This window comes from Leptospira wolffii serovar Khorat str. Khorat-H2 (assembly GCF_000306115.2).
GTDB lineage: Bacteria > Spirochaetota > Leptospiria > Leptospirales > Leptospiraceae > Leptospira_B > Leptospira_B wolffii.
Window position 1 is genome coordinate 1 of sequence record NZ_AKWX02000007.1, and the last position, 18,423, is coordinate 18,423.

Annotated in this window: 16 protein-coding genes; 8 read left to right on the top strand and 8 right to left on the bottom strand. The window is 45.4% G+C overall.

Annotated features, from left to right (window positions below; all coding sequences use genetic code 11):
- The first annotated feature begins 971 nt into the window (after window positions 1–971).
- On the top strand, window positions 972–1,733 hold the full coding sequence (locus LEP1GSC061_RS04305; RefSeq protein ID WP_016544814.1) for a sterol desaturase family protein: 762 nt from the start codon (window positions 972–974) through the stop codon (window positions 1,731–1,733).
- Window positions 1,734–1,920: 187 nt separating this feature from the next.
- Here LEP1GSC061_RS04305 and LEP1GSC061_RS04310 read toward each other — a convergent pair whose 3' ends face one another.
- Window positions 1,921–3,528, bottom strand: a complete 1,608-nt coding sequence (locus LEP1GSC061_RS04310) for an FAD-dependent oxidoreductase (RefSeq protein ID WP_052006493.1) — start codon at window positions 3,526–3,528, stop codon at window positions 1,921–1,923.
- A gap of 141 nt (window positions 3,529–3,669) precedes the next feature.
- Here LEP1GSC061_RS04310 and LEP1GSC061_RS04315 point away from each other — a divergent pair, with 141 nt between their 5' ends.
- Window positions 3,670–4,230: a TetR/AcrR family transcriptional regulator gene (locus LEP1GSC061_RS04315; RefSeq protein WP_016544523.1), complete on the top strand. Its 561-nt coding sequence runs from the start codon at window positions 3,670–3,672 to the stop codon at window positions 4,228–4,230.
- Between the two features lie 61 nt (window positions 4,231–4,291).
- Here the strand turns inward: LEP1GSC061_RS04315 and LEP1GSC061_RS04320 are convergent, their stop codons facing one another.
- Window positions 4,292–5,149: a metal-dependent hydrolase gene (locus LEP1GSC061_RS04320; protein WP_016544544.1), complete on the bottom strand. Its 858-nt coding sequence runs from the start codon at window positions 5,147–5,149 to the stop codon at window positions 4,292–4,294.
- A 444-nt stretch (window positions 5,150–5,593) separates the two neighbouring features.
- Between LEP1GSC061_RS04320 and LEP1GSC061_RS04325 the strand changes: the two genes are divergently transcribed.
- From LEP1GSC061_RS04325 to LEP1GSC061_RS04340, 4 genes are all read left to right on the top strand, one after another.
- Complete coding sequence (locus LEP1GSC061_RS04325; protein WP_016544360.1) at window positions 5,594–6,001, top strand: GFA family protein; 408 nt, start codon at window positions 5,594–5,596, stop codon at window positions 5,999–6,001.
- 75 nt (window positions 6,002–6,076) lie between these two features.
- Window positions 6,077–7,168 carry a serine hydrolase domain-containing protein gene (locus LEP1GSC061_RS04330; RefSeq protein WP_016544443.1) on the top strand — a complete coding sequence of 364 codons (1,092 nt, stop codon included), beginning with the start codon at window positions 6,077–6,079 and terminating at the stop codon, window positions 7,166–7,168.
- Complete coding sequence (locus LEP1GSC061_RS04335) at window positions 7,168–7,494, top strand: hypothetical protein (protein WP_016545055.1); 327 nt, start codon at window positions 7,168–7,170, stop codon at window positions 7,492–7,494. The genes LEP1GSC061_RS04330 and LEP1GSC061_RS04335 overlap by 1 nt, the downstream gene beginning before the upstream one ends.
- Window positions 7,495–7,575: 81 nt before the next feature.
- A complete protein-coding gene (locus tag LEP1GSC061_RS04340; protein ID WP_016544987.1) occupies window positions 7,576–9,072 on the top strand; it encodes an ABC-F family ATP-binding cassette domain-containing protein in 1,497 nt (498 codons plus the stop codon).
- Here LEP1GSC061_RS04340 and LEP1GSC061_RS04345 read toward each other — a convergent pair.
- The 3 genes from LEP1GSC061_RS04345 to LEP1GSC061_RS04355 form a co-directional block, all read right to left on the bottom strand.
- On the bottom strand, window positions 9,069–9,491 hold the full coding sequence (locus LEP1GSC061_RS04345; protein WP_016544248.1) for an acyl-CoA thioesterase: 423 nt from the start codon (window positions 9,489–9,491) through the stop codon (window positions 9,069–9,071). The two genes, LEP1GSC061_RS04340 and LEP1GSC061_RS04345, sit on opposite strands and share 4 nt — an antisense overlap.
- 187 nt (window positions 9,492–9,678) lie before the next feature.
- Entirely contained in the window at window positions 9,679–10,137 is a 459-nt protein-coding gene (locus LEP1GSC061_RS04350) for a DMT family transporter (RefSeq protein ID WP_040508058.1), read from the bottom strand.
- A 62-nt stretch (window positions 10,138–10,199) separates the two neighbouring features.
- A complete protein-coding gene (locus LEP1GSC061_RS04355; RefSeq protein WP_016544549.1) occupies window positions 10,200–10,850 on the bottom strand; it encodes a TetR/AcrR family transcriptional regulator in 651 nt (216 codons plus the stop codon).
- Between the two features lie 150 nt (window positions 10,851–11,000).
- Here LEP1GSC061_RS04355 and LEP1GSC061_RS04360 point away from each other — a divergent pair, with 150 nt between their 5' ends.
- The gene (locus LEP1GSC061_RS04360) at window positions 11,001–12,386 is read left to right on the top strand and encodes a flavin-containing monooxygenase (RefSeq protein ID WP_016544855.1); all 1,386 of its coding nucleotides are present in this window, start codon (window positions 11,001–11,003) and stop codon (window positions 12,384–12,386) included.
- An 82-nt stretch (window positions 12,387–12,468) separates the two neighbouring features.
- On the opposite strand, the gene LEP1GSC061_RS04365 is transcribed toward LEP1GSC061_RS04360, so the two are convergent.
- The 3 genes from LEP1GSC061_RS04365 to LEP1GSC061_RS04375 all read right to left on the bottom strand — a co-directional run bounded on the left by LEP1GSC061_RS04365 (window position 12,469) and on the right by LEP1GSC061_RS04375 (window position 17,317).
- Window positions 12,469–13,128, bottom strand: coding sequence for an START domain-containing protein (locus LEP1GSC061_RS04365; protein WP_016544575.1), 660 nt, complete (start codon window positions 13,126–13,128; stop codon window positions 12,469–12,471).
- Between the two features lie 63 nt (window positions 13,129–13,191).
- Complete coding sequence (locus LEP1GSC061_RS04370) at window positions 13,192–16,173, bottom strand: SpoIIE family protein phosphatase (protein WP_016544647.1); 2,982 nt, start codon at window positions 16,171–16,173, stop codon at window positions 13,192–13,194.
- Between the two features lie 292 nt (window positions 16,174–16,465).
- Entirely contained in the window at window positions 16,466–17,317 is an 852-nt protein-coding gene (locus tag LEP1GSC061_RS04375) for an NmrA family NAD(P)-binding protein (RefSeq protein WP_016544470.1), read from the bottom strand.
- Window positions 17,318–17,447: 130 nt separating this feature from the next.
- On the opposite strand from LEP1GSC061_RS04375, the gene LEP1GSC061_RS04380 reads away from it, so the two are divergent.
- The gene (locus LEP1GSC061_RS04380; protein ID WP_016544609.1) at window positions 17,448–18,359 is read left to right on the top strand and encodes an AraC family transcriptional regulator; all 912 of its coding nucleotides are present in this window, start codon (window positions 17,448–17,450) and stop codon (window positions 18,357–18,359) included.
- Window positions 18,360–18,423: the final 64 nt, after the last annotated feature.

Genomic DNA, 18,423 nt, shown 5'->3' on the forward strand with positions numbered 1-18,423 from the left:
GATGACTTCACTTTGTTCAGTCAGCCATTCGGCTCATCGCTTCCTATGGGGCGCGATGAGTGAAATTGGTAACAACGCCAAAAGGGCATCGCAAGATGCCCCGCATGAACATCCATATTGATGATCAGCAAACAAGTGTGATTCATTCGCAAGTTATAGTGTTTGTAGGAGAAATTCTACTTAAAAGCCAGGACTTAACCTCCTGGCTTTTTTATTTTCCTAGCTGATTACTTTACCGCTAACGTGTCTGAGCTGTAGAAACGGTCGGCAGGACGGTCACATTTACTACTCCGATGATCTGTCCGACATGAAGACCGGGGAATGCAGTGTATAACATAGAAGGCGAAAGTTGGACGATAACTCGTCCATTTCCTGTAACGGTGCCGGTTATATTGAAAGTTTGATCGTAGATCGTATTTGCAGGACAACCATCTGAATAAATATAAGTTCCATCTAAGAAAGTAAGCGGAACTCCGTCGCTCGTTAAATCTGCGAGAAAGCTTGCATCGGGGCAGCCACCCGGATGATCCACTGAGATCGTAAATTGATCACTGGCGCCTTTGGAAAATTGTAAGGTATTTGTCGAAAAATTCACCCAACTGATCGGCTCGACGTTTAATGGGGGCAGCCCATCCGATCCTATTAGTAATGACAGGAGAGGAGATCGATCCGACTCACTCTTCGATCTTTTTTCGTTTGAATCGAAAAGCAAATAGGTCCCACAGTGGAATTGCAAGGCTATCAGTAAGACGGAGAAGTATATCGGTATTCGCTTCATTTTTTTTCTTAATTGGACAATATGTATAGCATGTTTTTCTTATTAAGGGAAAGCCAATTTTTTAGTTCCCATTCGAATCTGTTCTATTAGTCCGACTCACTCCGTTGTAAAGGAGTGAATCTTATGTTTGGCGAGTCGAAAATAACTAGTTGCCTTCCCGAATTCAGTCATCCTAACATGATAAAAATATCCTATGAATTCCTTGGGAGAGATCATCCTACAAACAATGGAGGAAATGACCTTGTTCCAGGCATTCTTCCTTTTTCTCATTGAGAATCTTCTGATTCTGGGATTTTCCGTTTGGATCGGAAATCTTTTGGTCCGTAAATTCCAAGATCGTCGAATCTCCCCGAAGCCTTTTCGAATCGAATTTCAGGAAATTCTTTGGGCAAGCTCGACTTTGCTTTTAAATACCGCGGTCACTGTTGCCGGTCTTTATCTTTGGCGATACGGCTTGATTACTTTTCGAAACGATCTAGGTCCCATGGTCTTATTCGATACCCTGGTTCTATTTATGGCTATGGATGCTTTGATGTATTTTCTGCACCGGATAGCACATATTTCCTGGATCTATCCTCTTGCCCATAAAACCCATCATCGATATGAAAATCCCCGTCCTTTAACCCTTTTCGTTTTGAATCCGTTCGAGGCTTTAGGATTTGGAATCCTATGGCTTTCGGTGATTAGCCTTTACGACTCTTCTTGGATCGGAATGTCGATCTACCTGGTCTTGAATGTAGTATTCGGTACTTTGGGTCATTTGGGGGTGGAACCGTTTCCGGATTCTTGGCTTCGATTGCCCATATTTAGATTCCTGACTACAAGTACCTTTCATGCCCGGCATCACCAATTTCCGGATTCTAATTTCGGTTTCTACACGTCTATTTGGGATATTTGCTTCGGGACTCTTTATTTCGGATACGAGCAATCGTTCGGTAAACTTCCGGAAACATAATAAATAGAATTGGAAAGTTTTAGTTGGAAAAGGAAGATGTTATATTAAGTAAATATTATGCGTTAGGGATACGTAGGGCTTTAGTCCCGGAGGGATGAGGGCTTTGCCCGAACCCGTAGTAGCCCGGGCCCGGCAATCGCCGGGCAACGCCCCCTTTCCTAACTTTTTCACATTGGATGGACTTCCATTAGTTTTCTTTTAAGCCTGCCCCTTGGGCTAAGGCCGTCGAAAGAACAGAATACGCTTCCCCGGGACAATCTAAAGATCGCCAAGCGATATAGCCGTCCGGTCGGACTAAAACCGCTCCTTTCGGTCCGATTCCGAAGCTTTTTCGAAAGCTTTCCTCTTCGGAAAGAAGCAGATCTTTTCCTACTTGGTAGCAATCGATTTTTATTTCGGATTCGGAGGAAAGTCGTTCGGATAGATTTTTCCATTCCGAATTTTCGGTAAGTAACACCCAATCCTTCTGGAATAGATCCAAGGTGGATCTGTCGTTCTCGATCCGAATGTGAGGAGCACGCGTCCCGGGCTGACCGGCCCATTCTTCCGGTCTTAACGCGGGAGGAAGTTCTGCGACACCTTGTTTAATCCCCGAAGATCGATACAATTGTCCGAACTCCATCGCACGACTATCTAGGATGGGAACTGCACGGTCTTCTTCGGTCGAATATGCCTTATAATCGTTCTTGGCAAAGATTTGCTTATATCGAAGCCATGCGATAGGCCTTCTTTCTTCATCATAAGTTTCTAATATGCTTGGTTTAGACTTTCCGGAGAGAACCGATTCCAACTTCCATGCGAGATTATGAGCGTCTTCGATTCCCGTATTGGCTCCGTATCCTCCTCGATTCGGGGGAAGGGTATGTGCCGCGTCTCCAGCGATGAAAATTCTTCCTACGGAAAAGGAATCCGCTATCAACGCGCTTACTTCCCATCGACCCGTGATTACGATTTCGATCGGAATATCGGAACGACCCACGGCTTTCGCGATGTCCGATTCCATGGTAGCGATATCCCTCTCCTTATCGTCCGGATAGAATAAAACCCAGCGACCATCATTATAGGTGGTTAAGAAAGCGCTGAATCCCGGTTGATCGATCGTGAATTGGAAGAATCCTTTCTCCAGATATTCGTTTAATGGAGCCTTAAATAGAACGCTTCTGCCGGTGGTTAAGTATCCTTTTCCTTGGCGACCGATCTTCAATGCTTCTCGGATCGGACTCCTGTGTCCGTCGGCGGCTATCATATAATTCGCTTGGATTTTATACTCGTTTCCTTCTTTGTCCCTGACGAACGCGGTTACCCGATCCAAGTCCTGTTCGAATCTTAGCAATTCGGTACTGAATCTTAAATCTGCGCCGAACTCCCGAGCCTTTTGTTGCAGCATTGGCTCCAACCGATCTTGTGCAATCGCGGATGCTCCGCAGGGAGAATATTCTATATTCGTATCCTCTTCCGAAACGGGGGACCAGGATTGTTCTTCAAACCATTCTCCGGCTAAACTTTCCACTCGGATCCTACGCACGCTTTTTTTCGATCCATGGACTTGCGGAATACTATCAGCTAATCCGACGGACCGAAAGAGTTCCAAGGTCCTTGGTGTGAATCCTATTGCCCGAGGATGGGGAGAGCTTCCTGCATGCTTTTCGATCAGAATGACCGAAATTCCTTTTTGGGCCAGGAATAATGCCGCGGAGGAACCTACGAGTCCTCCTCCCACCACGAGTACGGAACAGTTTTCCGTCCTTTCTCCGGATCCTTTCGAATCCGGCTGCTTATCTTGTTGTAATATCATATAATCCCTCTTTAGAATATTTAAGTTACTTAAATATTTTTCGAAGTAAAGTTTATATTTAATCAACTAAAAAATTTAACTAATTAAAAAATTTGCAAAAAAATGGAAGTTCCTGGATTCTGTCAGAAAGGACGGGGATTTATGGGATTAAGAGAAGAAAAGAAGGCTAAAACCAAGAAACGGATCTCCGATTTAGCCACCGGTCTGTTTATAGAAAAAGGATTCGCCAATGTGACCGTTGCTGAAATCGCCCAAAAGGCGGAAGTGTCCGTTCCGACACTATTCAATTATTTTCCCACTAAGGAATCGTTCGTGTTCGACGAGGACGAAGAGAGGGAGAAGAATTTTATAGAAGCGGTCCTACATAGAAAAAAGGGGACATCCGTTTTGGAAGCCCTGTTGGAACATTCGTTGAAGAGTTCCGCATTCAAGCACGAGTATATGGAAAACTCACGTTCTTTTCGAAATCTTGTACAATCGACTCCGGAGCTTTCCGCGTACGAGAGACAATCGTCCATGCGTTATGAGAAATCCTTGGCGGATGTGATACAAAAAGAAGCGTCCAAAAAATTACAAAGGGTCCAGGCCGAAGCGATTGCCCGTTTTCTTCTAGACGCATTTCACCGAGCGATCGATTCTCCAAATCCCAAGGCGACCTTGATTTCTCTTTTTAAACTTATCCAGGAGGGCTGGAAGGAATAAGTAAGCTTAAGAATCGCCTCCTTCCTGAAAGGAAAAGAGGCGATTGCAATAGGATCTCAAATTATACGTAGGAAGAAACGATACCGGAGAATTTATCGATCAAAGCATGATCGTCCTGATCGTTCGGATGAAAACCGGGAATATAATATTCTAAAATATAGAAAATCACCGCCCAGGCAAATCCGGGAGATCCGAAAAAGAAACGAACGTCTCTAATAATCTGTTTCGGATTGGGGATACCGAAATAGAATACGGCTCGGATCGTTCCTGCCATTGCGAGAAGTCCCAGCAATTGCACGGCTATCGTCATTCCTAAAATGCGGGTAAAATATCCTCCCCCGGAAGCCTTATATACGTCGTAAGCGACGGCCTTATGCTCCAATTCTTCCAAGGCATGCCATTCGATGACTTTCCAACTTGTGGAATCGATCCATGCCACTTTGTTTTCGGGAAGAGAAAGTAGGAATCTTCCGAGTGTGGCGGTGAAATGTTCGGCTGCCGCAGTGACCGCGAGAGCCAATTTTTTTCCCCAGACGGGAAAGAGTTTTAGGATCTTCTTTTCTAGAATATCGAAGAATAGCCAACAGAACATTTTCTCATGACTCCTGAAGTCTAAACCGATCTCCACGAGTCTTGCATTCATCTTATCGTGCACGTTTCCGTGAACGGCTTCTTGTCCGGCGAAGGCCTTGATTTCGTTTCTTAGATTTTGATCCTCTATATCGTTTTGAAACGCTTTAACCGAACGTATAAAGAATCGTTCTCCTTCCGGAAATAGCACGCTCAGACTGGAAAGGAAAGCCGTGAAGAAGGGTATATTTTTGCCGAAGCCTCTTTCTTTTGCGATATCTTCCAGAGGAAACTTAGGCTTACGTACTTGCGGTTGGACTCGTCCTATAGCGGTTGCTTTTTGGCTCATGAGTTTCTCCCAATTAAAATGATTCGGTGGTTACCGATTTATTTTCCTCCATCCTTTGGATTCATCACTGCTCATAAGGAAGTTGCGTCTATATCTTGGAAAGTCTTGCCCTTTCGATCCTGACTTTGGGAACGACGGACATTCGTTAATTGTAGCATTTGCTACAATTGCGAGTCAATCCAAATATATCGGAATTTTCGTATACCCCTTTCGTTTGAACAAACGTTTACCCGGAGCGAACGATGCTCGGGATATTCGGCTCGTTAGGATCCTATCCTGCAGATACGGAGTTTTAATAAGGAACGGATGGTTCTCTTCGTCGGGAAAGAATTTACTCATTCGATTTCTAAATATGACAGAATTTGTCAGGTATTCCGTGAGAGAATGATCTTCATGGAAATTGCGAGATCCCCGAGAGGCCGGAATTCGCGGAGGAAAGAATTTATGAGTCTGAAGAAATACAACGGAAGTTGCCATTGCGGCGCTGTGAAATACGAAGCGGAATTGGATCTGAGTACCGGAACCGGTAGATGCAATTGTTCCTTTTGCAGAAAAACGAGAAATTGGTCCATTATCCTAAAACCGGAAGCGTTTCGATTATTGAGAGGAGAGGGCCAATTGGGAAGCTACCAATTCAATACGATGAGTAGCAAACACCATTTCTGCAAGAACTGCGGGGTCCGTACATTCTCCGAAGGACATATTAAAGAGATAGGCGGAGATTTCGTTAGCGTAGCCGTTTCCACTCTGGACAATCTGGATCCCGAGGAACTGATCGAGGCTCCCGTTTGGTATTCCGACGGATTAAACAATAATTGGATGAACCAACCGGTGGAGATCAGACATTTATAAATGTATTTAAAATTTCACAATCGCTTCGGAAATTTTGGGATCTCTTTTATCTGATTTGATTTCCGAATATTCACTATGCGTTTCGTTTTCTGCGTCTGCCTTTTCTTCTTGGTCGCCTGCGGAGGGAATCCTTTACCTTATTCGGCTCGAATTCTTGTCCCCTCCGAGGATTCCAAGATAAGAACCTTAGGCGTCTGGGCTACCGAAGAACTATATAGGTCTAGTTCGGGAAAGACCAGAACGAACGCGATATTCGTATCTCAAAAAGGACGAGTCTTACTCGAGGCTTATGCTTCCGAGTTCGGTCCTAATAGCCTCCATCCTTTGTGGTCCGTTTCCAAATTCCTAATGAACGGAGCCTTGGGACAGGCGGTTCGAGAAGGAAGAATCTCTCTCCAGGATCCGGTGACCGATCATTTAGCCGAATCGAAGGAACTCTTAAATAAGAATCTGAAGGTTAAGGACCTTTTGTTCTTCGCCTCCGGAATCGACTGGAAGGAGAGATACGAATGGATGCCTTTCCAATCGGACATTCTGGAAATATTATACGGTTCGGGAAGAACGGATATTGGGGGCTATGTTTCTTCTTTGGGATTTTCAGAATCTCCTGGGCTCCGTGTCTCTTATTCCAGCGGGGACTCTAATTTGCTTTCGGCGATTTTGACGAGAACATCGGGCAAGGATTATCCTCACAAATTTTTGCACTCCGTAGGAATCGAATCTTTCGTTTGGGAAAGAGACGGAAAAGGAATACCGATTTCTTCTTCTTATCTGTATTTATCCGCAAGAGATCTCGCGAAGCTGGGAGAATTTTATAAGAATGAAATGCGGGGAAATCCTTCCGGAGTCTTTCCCGGGGATTGGATCGATCGAACTTTTATCTCGTTGGAGGAAAAAAGTCCCAAATATCTGAATTGGATTCCTTTCCCGAGTATGGGAGGGCATGTGTATTTAAATCGGTATCGCTTCGATTCTTCTAGACCTTTCCATCCTTCCTTGAGCGGAAAAGCTTTCTTCGCTTCGGGACATTGGGGTCAGTTCTTAGTCGTGGATCCGGAAAAGGATCTGATCGTAGTCCGACTCGGAAACGACAGAGGAAAGAGATTCCCGATGGGAGAATTTCTGGATCGGTTGGTCTCTATTTTGGAAGAGCGGGGAAATTTGTGATGAAATTCCTGAAGAGATTCCTGTTATTCTTTGCGATTCTTATCCTTCTAACTTCGATCGGGCTTTATTCCGTCTATCGTCTCCGCATTCTTCCGGATCGAGTTGCGGGAATCTACTCCTCTTTCGCCGCAAAAGAAGGCTGCTCCTGTGTATTCGTAGTTCGGGCTCCGGAGGAGTATTGCAAGGATTACGTGCGTCGATTCTTCCAACCGGACGTTTGGATTCTGGAGAAGGATTCTATACAGATCGAGTTTCGCAGTTTCTTTTCCACATTCGTTTCGAAGGCCTCCTTCGAAGAGTCCCAAGGTTGTAGGCTTCTCCCTTAGGAAGCGCTCGCTTACCGATTTTAGATGAAATCCTAAGCCTCTTTGGAATTCTGGCCTTAATCGTATTCCGAGAGTTTTATAATGATCAAGATTTCCAATCTTCATAAAAGATATAATTCCAAGGTTTTATTCGAAGACTTGAGTCTCAGCCTGAACCGAGGGGAAAAGTTGGGTCTTGTAGGAAGAAACGGACACGGAAAGTCCACCGTCTTCCAGATGATCCTGGGAAACGTGGAACCGGACTCCGGGACTATTACCGTTCCAAAGGGATACAAGATCGGCCATTTACAACAGCATCTTAAATTTACGATGCCTACGGTTTTGGAAGAATGTGCTCTCGGCCTTCCCGAGGGAGAGGAATACGAGACCTGGCAGGTGGAGAAAGTTCTTTCGGGACTAGGATTTTCCGAAGCGGATATGCAAAGACATCCGGACGAATTTTCCGGAGGCTACCAGATTCGGATGAATCTGGCGAAACTTTTGGTTTCCGGACCGGATCTCCTCATGTTGGACGAGCCGAATAACTATCTGGATATCGTTACCATTCGTTGGTTGGAGGAATTCTTACGAGAATGGGAAGGCGAGATCGTATTAGTAACTCATGATAGAAGTTTTATGGATAGCGTGGTCACTCATACCGCGGCCATCCACAGAACGAAGGCGATCAAGGTCCAGGGCGATACGGATAAACTCTATAACCAGATCAATCAGGCGGAGGAAATCTACGAAAGGACCCGCCAGAACGAGGCCAAGAAAAGGAAGCAAGAAGAGGTCTTTATCGCTCGATTCAAGGCCAAGGCGAGTTTCGCAAGCCGGGCTCAATCCAGGGTAAAGAAGTTGGAGAAGCAAGGCGAAATGAAGGCCTTGGATAAGATCCACGATTTGGAATTATACTTTAATTCCGCTCCGTTTGCCGCTAACCAGATGCTTTCCGTAGAGAATCTTTCCTTTTCGTATAACGGAAAGGAGCCCTTCCTCATTCGGGATTTCAATCTAAGCGTAGGAAGGAGGGACAGGATTTGCATCATCGGTAAGAACGGAAAGGGCAAGTCCACTCTTCTCAAACTTCTTGCGGGAGAGCTGGAGCCTAGTACAGGAAGAATACAAAAACATCCGGCCTTGAAAGAAGGTTATTTCGGTCAGACCAATAAGTTGAATATGAATGAGGAGAATACGGTAACCGAGGAGATCATGAGTGCGGATAAATCCTGCACGGAATGGCAGGCGCGGACGATCGCAGGCGGCCTAATGTTCTCCGACGACCAAAGCTTGAAAAAGATCAAGGTTCTTTCGGGAGGAGAGAAGAGTAGGGTCCTGCTCGGAAAAATCCTAGTAACTCCTTGCCATCTTTTGTATCTGGATGAGCCTACCAACCACTTGGATATGCAATCCTGCGATTCTCTTATCGAAGCGATAGACGAATTCGAAGGTTCGGTGATCATGGTGACCCACAACGAGATGCACTTAAAAGCGGTGGCGACCAAACTCATCGTATTCGATAACGATACGATTCGGATCTTCGACGGTTCCTACGACGACTTTCTAAACGACGTAGGTTGGTCCGACGAAGAATATTAAGCGAGCTGTGTCTTCATCTTATCGGAAAATTCCGTGGTGATCTTCCATGGTCTTTTTTTCCGAAAATCGAATAGGATACAGGAAGAAACCGATTCACAGGCGACTTTACCGTCCGATTTGCGGATCATTTTCTGGAAGGCTTTGCATCTTGCTCCTTGAAAGTCTCCGTATTGGGTCAATACGATTACTGTTTCCGGATATCTAATCTCCACCTTGTAATCCGTTTCCGAGCGAAGGATCATAGGACCGATACCTTCCTCCCTCATTCTTTCATAGCCGTAACCGGCTTCTTTCAAAGCGGTCATTCTTCCTTCATGTAAGAATACTTGAAAATTACCCACGTTCAGATGTCCGTTCGGATCGCACTGACTCCAAAGAACTGGGAGCTCTAATTTAAATTCTCGAAAAGTAGAATCCATTATGCTCTCCTAATTAGTAAATAAGAATGGGATATAGTTACAGGAAGAAACCCGATTGCTTCGGGTAAAGAAAAATATATTGTTTTATATCAAGTTAATAATTTGTAGGAACTACCAACTATCCGATTCCGTCGCAGCTTCGAATTAGAATGAACCGGTAATCTTTCCCGATTACCGGAGGAGAGAATTATCCGTCCTTTCTTACTAACCAGGCCCCGAAGATTAAAAGACCCAGCCCTAAAAGCTTTTGCAAGGATATGGGTTTTTCGGGAAAACCTAAGACACCCAATTTTTCGAGAAAGACGGAAGTTAACACCTGACCGACTAAGAACAAAGCGATCCAGCTAGTCGCTCCCAGTTTAGGCGCAAAAATCAAAGCGGAGGTGACGACTAATGCACCTAAAATTCCTCCCGTCCAAATCCACCAGGGTTGAGTTTGCCAGGCCTGGGAAAAGGAGCCGGCTCCTTTCCATTCTCCCAAGAGAAACGCTACGAAGCCTAACGCAATTGTTCCAACTAGAAAGGAAATCGTAGAGGCAAGCCATGGACTTTGGATGCTTCTCCCTAATAGGGAATTGATTCCGGGTTGGACGGACATGGCTAGACCGGATAATACCGCGAAGAATATAGGAAGAATCAGATTCATGGATCTCAATCTGGATCCGGGGGAATTTCTGGCGAGTCTTTCCCTACGATAGCCTCGGGATCTTATTTAGCCTTGGCCCAGGAAGAAAAATAGGCGACTACCGCGTTTGTGGCCTGTTCACGTATGGTTTTGGAAATTCTGTTTTCCTTATAGTATCCTCTCTTCATACATGCGAATGCTATCTCCACTCCGAGAGTCGCCACATCCGGTTTTTTGGGAAGATATAAAGGTTTCTTTAAGTTTTCCAACTGGGTTCTGACACCCGCTCCTATATTATCGATCGTGATTTCCTGGGCAAGATACGCGTTCCTACTAAACGGTCCTCCCAGTACGAGCATACTCGCGACCGGAGTGGAGTCGTAATAATCCGAGGCAGAATTTATGAGAATACCCACTAATTTCCTCCAGGGAACATTCTTATCTTTGGAACCTTTCTCCCCAAGAATCTCTCCCACCTTACCTAGGTGGGTTTCTGCGAGCTTTGTGAATAGCGCATACTTATCCGGAAAAAACTGATAGATACTAGCCCTAGGAACTCCCGAAGCCTTAGCGATTTCGGGAATGGAGGTCTCTTCCGGCCCGATCTTTTCCAATATTCTTTCCGCGGATGATAGCACCAGAGCCATTCTCTGCTGGGATCTTTCCTGCAAAGGGCTACGCATTGCTCTAACTTTCCCGTTTTTGGAAGCTTGGGAAGGGTTTAATTCTAACATCCGTTATTTATCTCCGATAACAGAATCTTTTTCCGATTAGAAATTTTCTTGCCTCTAAATCCGACAAAAGTAAGATCTTTCGAAAATCTGACATTTGTCGGTTTTGGAAAAAGTTTCAACGATTTAATAGGAAGGGAATGGTACATTCGTATGAAAGCGAATAAAAGGGTTTGCGTAGTAGGTGCGGGGCCGAGTGGGATCGCCGCTGCAAAGAATTGTGTGGAATACGGGCTGGATGTGGTCGTATTCGAGAAAAACGATAAGGTGGGTGGTAACTGGGTATTTAATTCCAAAACGGGTCATTCGAGCGTGTACGAGAACACGCATATCATCAGTTCCAAGGTCTGGTCCGAGTATGAGGATTTTCCCATGCCGGCCGACTATCCAGAGTATCCTAATCATAAGCAGCTACAAGCGTATTTCGAATCGTATGCGAAACATTTCGGAGTATATGATAAGATCCGATTCCATCACGCTATTCAAAAGATTACTAGAACCGAAGAGGGGGATTGGAAGGTAGAATTCAAGAACGACGCAGGAAAGCTTAAAGTAGAAAATTTTGATATTCTTATGGTAGCGAACGGACACCACTGGTTTCCCAAGTATCCGGAATACGAGGGAAAATTCACCGGTAAGTTCATTCATTCCCACGATTTCAAGGGAGTGACCGAAGAATGGAGAGGTAAGGACGTTCTAATCATCGGGGGAGGAAATTCCGCCTGCGATGTGGCGGTCGAGTCCGCGAGACTCGCGAAAAGCGTTAAGCTTTCGATGAGAAGCGCTCAATGGTTCTTTCCTAAGTTTCTTTTTGGGATGCCTTCCGACGTATTCGCAGCGTCGACTCCTTCCTGGATTCCCGCTAAGATCAAGCAATATACTCTTACTAAGCTATTGCATTTACTCCAGGGTTCCTACAAGAATTACGGTCTCCCCGTGAACAAGACTCTCGCTCTGAGCCATCACCCGACTCTGAACTCGGATCTTTTGGATTTCATTCGGCACGGACGCATTCATCCTAGGCCCGCGATTAAATCCCTGCATGGTAAGGAAGTGGAATTCGTAAACGGGGTTCGGGAACATTTCGATATCATCTGCGCCTGTACGGGTTTTTGGACGGTTTTTCCTTTCTTCGATAAATCGTTTATCGATTACCAATACGTGGAAAAAATCCCTTTATACCGCAAGATGATGCATCCGAAATACCAGAATCTTTATTTCATAGGACTGTTCCAACCGGTAGGTTGTATATGGCCTATGGCCGACTACCAGGCCAAGTTGGCTTGTATGGAAATATTAGGAAAATATAAAAGACCTAAGGATATCGAGGCAGCGATCGATTATGAGATCAAGCATCCTCATTTCAGCTTTGGAGGAGGTCAAAGACACGCAGTGGAAGTGGATTATCACGCATTCCGCAAGGAGTTGGCAGGCGAACTTTTGCAGGCCGGAATCGACATAGGCAAGCCTCCCGGCGGAAAAAAATCCCTGTATAAGGATTTTTCCAAGCAGGACGCTAAGCTTGCCTTAGCTCGCTAAGTTCTTTTTCGTATCGGAGGATTTCGATCCTTCGATACGTTCGCACTTTTTCTGGTTTCAATGATTTGTCTCCGATTGGTTTTTAATCGGAGATTTCTTTTAACCAGGCTACTTTGATGTCCTTTTTCCTTCCCTCATCCACCGCCTTTCTCAAATTTACCAGAGTGTTATATGGATTCTTTCCGGTGTAGACGTTGATGATCGAATCGGGAATATTGCCTCCGGGTTCCAGATGACCTTGGAATTCGATTTTTACGGTTCCTTCCTTTGTAGGAACAAGCGTCCATTGGGATTGGAAATCCGCCATTCGAACCGTACCGGATGGAGGCTCTTTCGGATAGGCGTCCGTTTTTGCCAATCGGATATAGATCGCCTTGGTTTTGGGATCCTGTTCGAGCTTACGAGTGATCACTATGTCCCGGTCGTTGACCGGCCAAGGGGCCTGGTTGCGGGTATATATGATCGAGCTTTTCTCGGTTCCGCTTAAGACGGTGATTTCCTTACATTGAGTATAAATGTAGGAACAGCTTTCCGGATCGGATAAAATCGCCACAATCTGGGAAAGGCTTGCGGCGATTTCCGTAACTCCTAAGAATTCCTTGATCCGGGATCCGGGGAACTCCCTTACATATACGACGACTTCGTGCCCGCTCCTATTTTCCTCCCAGCCCGATTTTTCGCCGAAAGCGGAGGATTGGAGGACAAGCAATAGTAGAATGACGGAACAAACGGCTCGAATCAAGATAGGACCTCCCGACTCCCGAGAAGCGAAGAGCTTCTCGAGAATACCGTTATAGAAATCCGATCATTCGGTCTCCAGAAGTTTTTTCAGTTTTATGAGATTCTTATTTTCCGGATCTATGTCTTCCAAGGTCTTTGTGAACTGGATTGCTTCCTGTTTATTTCCGAGTAATCGGTTTAGATCGGAGAGATGAACCAAATTTTGGACATTCATTGGTTGGAGCTTATTCACCATCATGGCCGCCTCTAAGGATTGGGTCAGGTTTCCTAATCTCTTTTCCGCTACGGATAGGTAATACCATAATTCCGCGGTGTCAGGATCGAAAGCCAAGTATTTGCTCAACACTTGAACAGCTAACGGATAGTCTTTCTCTTTAAAACTCAAGAGGCCCAAGAGTTTGTTCAATTTTTGGTAGGAAGGATCGCTGGTATAAGCGTCGAGCAGTACTCCGATCGCCTTTTGGACCTCTCCGCTTTTATAAAGATCCTTACCTTCCTTGTATAGGCTCTTGATGGTGATTAGGTCGGCCGTATCTTTCCGATCAGAAACGGTCTCGATCGGTGCTAGGACTTCGGATTCCTGATAACCGATCCTCATGATGGATAAGTCGTCGATGATCTCTCCTATTTTTCGTATATTCTCCTCTATCTTCTGAGGATCTCCCCCGGATCTTTCCACGACGTTCAAGAAGATCCTCTCGTCCTCGTTAATGATCCTCTTACCTTCCGTATTCGGTAGCAGCAGATCGTCTCTTCCGTCCGAGGCGAGTATGACGATATCTCCCGGCTTGAGCTGGAATTTCTGGACCTTAAATTCGTATTCCGAATCCAGACCTAGTTTTCTCAATTCCAGATCGGATTCTATAAAGGACGCTTTCCCGTCCCTGTATAGAACGGAGAACGGGTGCTCTGCGTTCCAGTAATACATTTCGCCGGACTCGTCGTCTATGAGTAGAATTGTGGCAGAGATCACCATGCTTCCGTCAAAGCTCTTGAAGACCGAGTGCACTTCGTGATATACGTCCGTTAGCCATTCTTCCGGAGTCTTGTTCAGAATTCTCTTATTGGCCGCAGATCTAGCCATGATGGAATTCATCACCACTCCCATGACTAGGGAACCTCCCGCTCCTTGCATGGATTTTCCCATAGCGTCCCCGTTCATGGCCATGGTATACTTTCTATTTTTTTCCTGATTACCTAAACGTAGGTTCCCCGTTAGGCAGATATCTCCTCCCAGTTCTCCTTGCTTGTTTCTGAATTCGAAATATTTTTTCTGGCGTATGATGAAGCTCGTATGCACGTTTGCAGATTTATTCGCATTATAGAACAGGGGTTTTGCCAGAAGAGAAGTGAGAAAGTAGTCCCCGTCCTGCTGAATTTTGAGTTGTTGGACCTCCTGCATCTTCTCCTGAACTTCTTTGGTCCTTTCTCTGACCTTTTCCTCCAGATTGTCCGCGTGATCCTGTAGTTCCTCTCTAGCGCTTCTGATGGAATCCACCATGGAGTTGAAGGAAAGGGAAAGGAAGCCGACTTCGTCCATAGTCTTGATAGGTACGTTTACGTTCAGATCTCCGTGATTTACCTTTTCCACACCGGATAAAAGTCGATTGAGGGGGGTTACCAAACTCACTCGGAGTAGAATAGGGAACGCTATTAGAATAAATACGGTAGTTCCGAGCGCGATCAACACCAACCATCGGACGACGGCATGGATCGTTTCCCTGAATTCCCTATAACCGAATCCTACCTCGTAGCGAGTGGAACCGATTAGGAAATCGTAATGTGTATAGAATTTGTCGGCCATTCTATACAGTCTAGTTTCCAAGGGGAGTTCCGTTTTTTTCAGGTCTTCTTTGGAAATATCCTCGATTTCGGTTCCCGATTTATCTTTGAATTTCTTTTTATTGCGCTCGATTATCTCGTGCAATTCCTGCTTCTTATAGATCGCTTCCCCTTTTTTTAAGGAAGTTTTATCCAAGGAACGGTCTGCGGAATATAGGATTTCGTAGGAATGATCGAACATCCCCGGTCCGGATTTTCTGGAGAGGACGTATTGCACTCCTGCGGGATAGTCGGAGTTGCCGTTTTGGATGGCTGCTTTCACTGCTGCGGTTTTTACGATGCTTTCCCTTTCGTCGGCTTTATCGATCGCAAATACGGTGATGTAGCTGATCGCACCTAAGGCCAAAATTACGATTACCACCGCACTGGAAAGGATCTTCACTAGAAAGCTCGTGGGTTCGGGAGAATGATTCAAATAAGCTCTTTGGATCAGGAATAGATTCGTAGTGGCGAGAATGAAATATACCACCGCGAACGTGTCGTAAGAAATGGCGCCGGACTTGTTTAAAACGTTATTATAAGCGTTCGCAACGTTCACTATTACCGTTATGAGGAATGCACTTAAGGCGATGGATTCCTTTCCTTTCGGCAGAAGCAGCTTAATCAACCCGACGGGTACGGATAGAATAGAACGCATGGGAACGCGGATCCAAGCCGGAGAATCGGAGAATGCGTCTCTCCAACGAGTCCAGACGCCCGAGTAAGTGGAGAAATGGATGATTTTTCGGATTAAAACCACCACGCTGATCGCAAAACAGAGAAGAATCGCAAGACTGGCTTCCTTTCCGAAATCGAAACTGAATTGATGCGCGGTAAAGGAGTAGACCTTCTCCGTATTATAAGTCTTCAGAATGAAGTGAATCCATGCGGCAAGTCCTATGAATGAACTCAACGCGATTACGATTTTGGATTCCTTCTTATGTATATTGCGGGGAAAATTGTAGCAAAATCCTATAAAGCCGACGATTCCGAAGATCATGAAAACCGTCAGGTATCTATGGTAGGCGGCCAAGGGATCGAAAAGCGAATACGAAATGAAATATCCCACGAACATGATTCCGTAGACGATATACATTAATATTAAATAATATGTGGGAACCGTTTTGTTCTTTTTGAAGATTAGGAATCCGGAAAGAACAACGGTTAATATGAATAGGGATAGAACTCCCGTTGCGTGATGGGAGAACAGGAAGGAGTCGAGCATACCGGAGAAGTAGCTTCGAAAAATTCAAACAAAAGTCAAGAGGATTACTATTCTTCGTTTCTTTAGCTTTATCAAGACTTGCTGGATTGTAGATTTAAGCGATTTTATTTCGATCAAATGGTCGAGAACCATGTAGCGGACGTTAAATTGTGTAATATATGGTTCACTGCAAAAAAAAACTTAGAACGATTCCGGAAAGAGAAAGGATTTGTTAGGCCATTAGGGTTAGAGAAGAAGGTCGTAAACAATGTTAGGTGCATCGGGAGCGGAGATGCCCGCTCCCTAAGACGATTTAATTCACCCAAACGCCCTTATGATCTTGCACATATTGGTCGAAGCTGATCGGCTCTTTCCCGGTGAGTTCCTGGACGGAAGCGAATATCGGCGCCGAGTGTCCTTCTTTCAGAGCGTTTGCAATGAATGCCATGAATCCCGCGTAGTCTTCCGATAAGCCCGCGCCTATCAATCCTGCTTGGAAATCTTGCGGTGTGATATCCACATAGTCCACTTTTAGGCCGGTGGCCTTGGATATTTTGGCGGCGACTTCCGCATGAGTGAGGGCCTCTTTTCCGGTGATCGTAATTCCTTTGCCGTTGGAAGAGTCGCTCAGTAAAACCGCAACCGCGGAAGAAGCGATGTCTCTCGCGTCTATGAAGCTGGTTTTTCCTTCTCCTCCCGGGAAATATATTTTATGGTCTTTTAATATTCCGGAAAGCCAATAGGTCTGGAAGTTTTGCATGAACCAATTCGGCCGCAAAATCGTATAATTCAGCCCCGATTTTTCTATAGCGATCTCCAATTTGCGGAAGGGGGCCTCTTCCGGAGCATACTCTACGCCCATAGCCGACATGAGCACGAATTTTCCCAGCTTTACGGCTTTAGCCTTTTCCAGCCATGGACTTAGAATTTCATACTGGTTCGTGTAACCTGCAGGCGAAACGAAAAAGGCTCTGTCCACCTTTTCCAATATCTCCACCCCTTCGTTCGGTTTTTGGGCATCCGAGAATACCCAATGCAAATTTTGCGCCTTCTTCCCTTTTTCTGGATGTCTGCTCCCCGCATAAACCTCGTGTCCATCCGCTAATAGTTTTTCCAGAACCAACCCGGAAACCAAGCCCGTTCCTCCGTATACGAAAATCTTCATGATGATATCTCCTTCAATGAATCAGAGGATAGCACGGAGGAGTATTTTATGCTATGTCTCGGAATCTAAAAGGCATATCCAATCGTATAATTAGATAGACTTTTGGATAATGCGGGTTAGGGTTAGAAGAATGGACCTTTTATCCGAGATCTTAGATTCCGCCGGTTGGAAGACGGACTTACTCGCTCGAACTTCCGTTTATAAGGCATGGGGCCTGCGTTTCCCTTGCGAAAGAAGCGGAGGGTTTCATATTATTTCCCAAGGGTCCTGTTTCGTCAGGTATGAAGGGAAATGCGTTCCTTTGGAAAAAGGGGACGTAGTTTTTATCTCCAAGGGATTGGATCACGAACTGGTCTCCTCTCCGAAGGAAAAGGTGGTGGATATTCAAAAATTCAAGGAGATTGCATCTAAAGATTCCAAATCTCCTAAATCACCCATTACCACCTTCGTTTCCGTGCGTTATGAGGTGCTCGATTTCCCCCAACATCCGTTCTTCCTGGAATTGCCCGAATTCATTTTGGTTCGATCTTCCGAAATTCCGGCGCATCATCCTTTACATACTTCCATGTTGCTGATTTCTCAAGAGGTGGATTCCGGGATCGGATCCGATTTGATTTTACAGAGACTGACGGACATTCTATTATACTACGTGATCCGACATTGGTTGAATATGAATACGAACGCTTCTCCAGGATGGTTGAACGCGTTCAAGGACGAAAAGACTCTGTCCGCCCTGGAATCCATGCACAAGAAAATCTCCTATCCATGGACTTTGGATAAATTGGCCTTAGCCGTAGGAATCTCCCGGGCCTCTTTGGCCAATCGATTCCGGGACATTTTAGGCTGCACACCCATGGATTATCTGGCAAGGCTCAGGATCGACAAAGGGAAGCTCCTACTCTTGGAACAAAATTCCACATTGGAAGAAGTGGCTCGGACCGTAGGATATTCCTCCGCATTCTCTTTCTCTAAGGCCTATAAGAGAATTTACGGCGTCTCTCCTCGGAACGAGGAAACTTCCGCTATTCGGATCGGAGCTTGATTCGACTCCAACTTTCTCCTTGACGGAACCGAATAGGCGGGGATTGATCTTAGGCTTCTCGGCG

What these genes read in the sequence shown, in the direction of transcription:
- LEP1GSC061_RS04330 (WP_016544443.1), top strand. Translation starts at nt 6,077, where the DNA reads ATGCGTTTCGTTTTCTGCGTCTGCCTTTTCTTCTTGGTCGCCTGCGGA.
- LEP1GSC061_RS04320 (WP_016544544.1), bottom strand. Translation starts at nt 5,149, where the DNA reads ATGAGCCAAAAAGCAACCGCTATAGGACGAGTCCAACCGCAAGTACGT.
- LEP1GSC061_RS04335 (WP_016545055.1), top strand. Translation starts at nt 7,168, where the DNA reads ATGAAATTCCTGAAGAGATTCCTGTTATTCTTTGCGATTCTTATCCTT.
- LEP1GSC061_RS04350 (WP_040508058.1), bottom strand. Translation starts at nt 10,137, where the DNA reads ATGAATCTGATTCTTCCTATATTCTTCGCGGTATTATCCGGTCTAGCC.
- LEP1GSC061_RS04375 (WP_016544470.1), bottom strand. Translation starts at nt 17,317, where the DNA reads ATGAAGATTTTCGTATACGGAGGAACGGGCTTGGTTTCCGGGTTGGTT.
- LEP1GSC061_RS04380 (WP_016544609.1), top strand. Translation starts at nt 17,448, where the DNA reads ATGGACCTTTTATCCGAGATCTTAGATTCCGCCGGTTGGAAGACGGAC.
- LEP1GSC061_RS04315 (WP_016544523.1), top strand. Translation starts at nt 3,670, where the DNA reads ATGGGATTAAGAGAAGAAAAGAAGGCTAAAACCAAGAAACGGATCTCC.
- LEP1GSC061_RS04340 (WP_016544987.1), top strand. Translation starts at nt 7,576, where the DNA reads ATGATCAAGATTTCCAATCTTCATAAAAGATATAATTCCAAGGTTTTA.
- LEP1GSC061_RS04360 (WP_016544855.1), top strand. Translation starts at nt 11,001, where the DNA reads ATGAAAGCGAATAAAAGGGTTTGCGTAGTAGGTGCGGGGCCGAGTGGG.
- LEP1GSC061_RS04325 (WP_016544360.1), top strand. Translation starts at nt 5,594, where the DNA reads ATGAGTCTGAAGAAATACAACGGAAGTTGCCATTGCGGCGCTGTGAAA.
- LEP1GSC061_RS04345 (WP_016544248.1), bottom strand. Translation starts at nt 9,491, where the DNA reads ATGGATTCTACTTTTCGAGAATTTAAATTAGAGCTCCCAGTTCTTTGG.
- LEP1GSC061_RS04310 (WP_052006493.1), bottom strand. Translation starts at nt 3,528, where the DNA reads ATGATATTACAACAAGATAAGCAGCCGGATTCGAAAGGATCCGGAGAA.
- LEP1GSC061_RS04355 (WP_016544549.1), bottom strand. Translation starts at nt 10,850, where the DNA reads ATGTTAGAATTAAACCCTTCCCAAGCTTCCAAAAACGGGAAAGTTAGA.
- LEP1GSC061_RS04305 (WP_016544814.1), top strand. Translation starts at nt 972, where the DNA reads ATGAATTCCTTGGGAGAGATCATCCTACAAACAATGGAGGAAATGACC.
- LEP1GSC061_RS04370 (WP_016544647.1), bottom strand. Translation starts at nt 16,173, where the DNA reads ATGCTCGACTCCTTCCTGTTCTCCCATCACGCAACGGGAGTTCTATCC.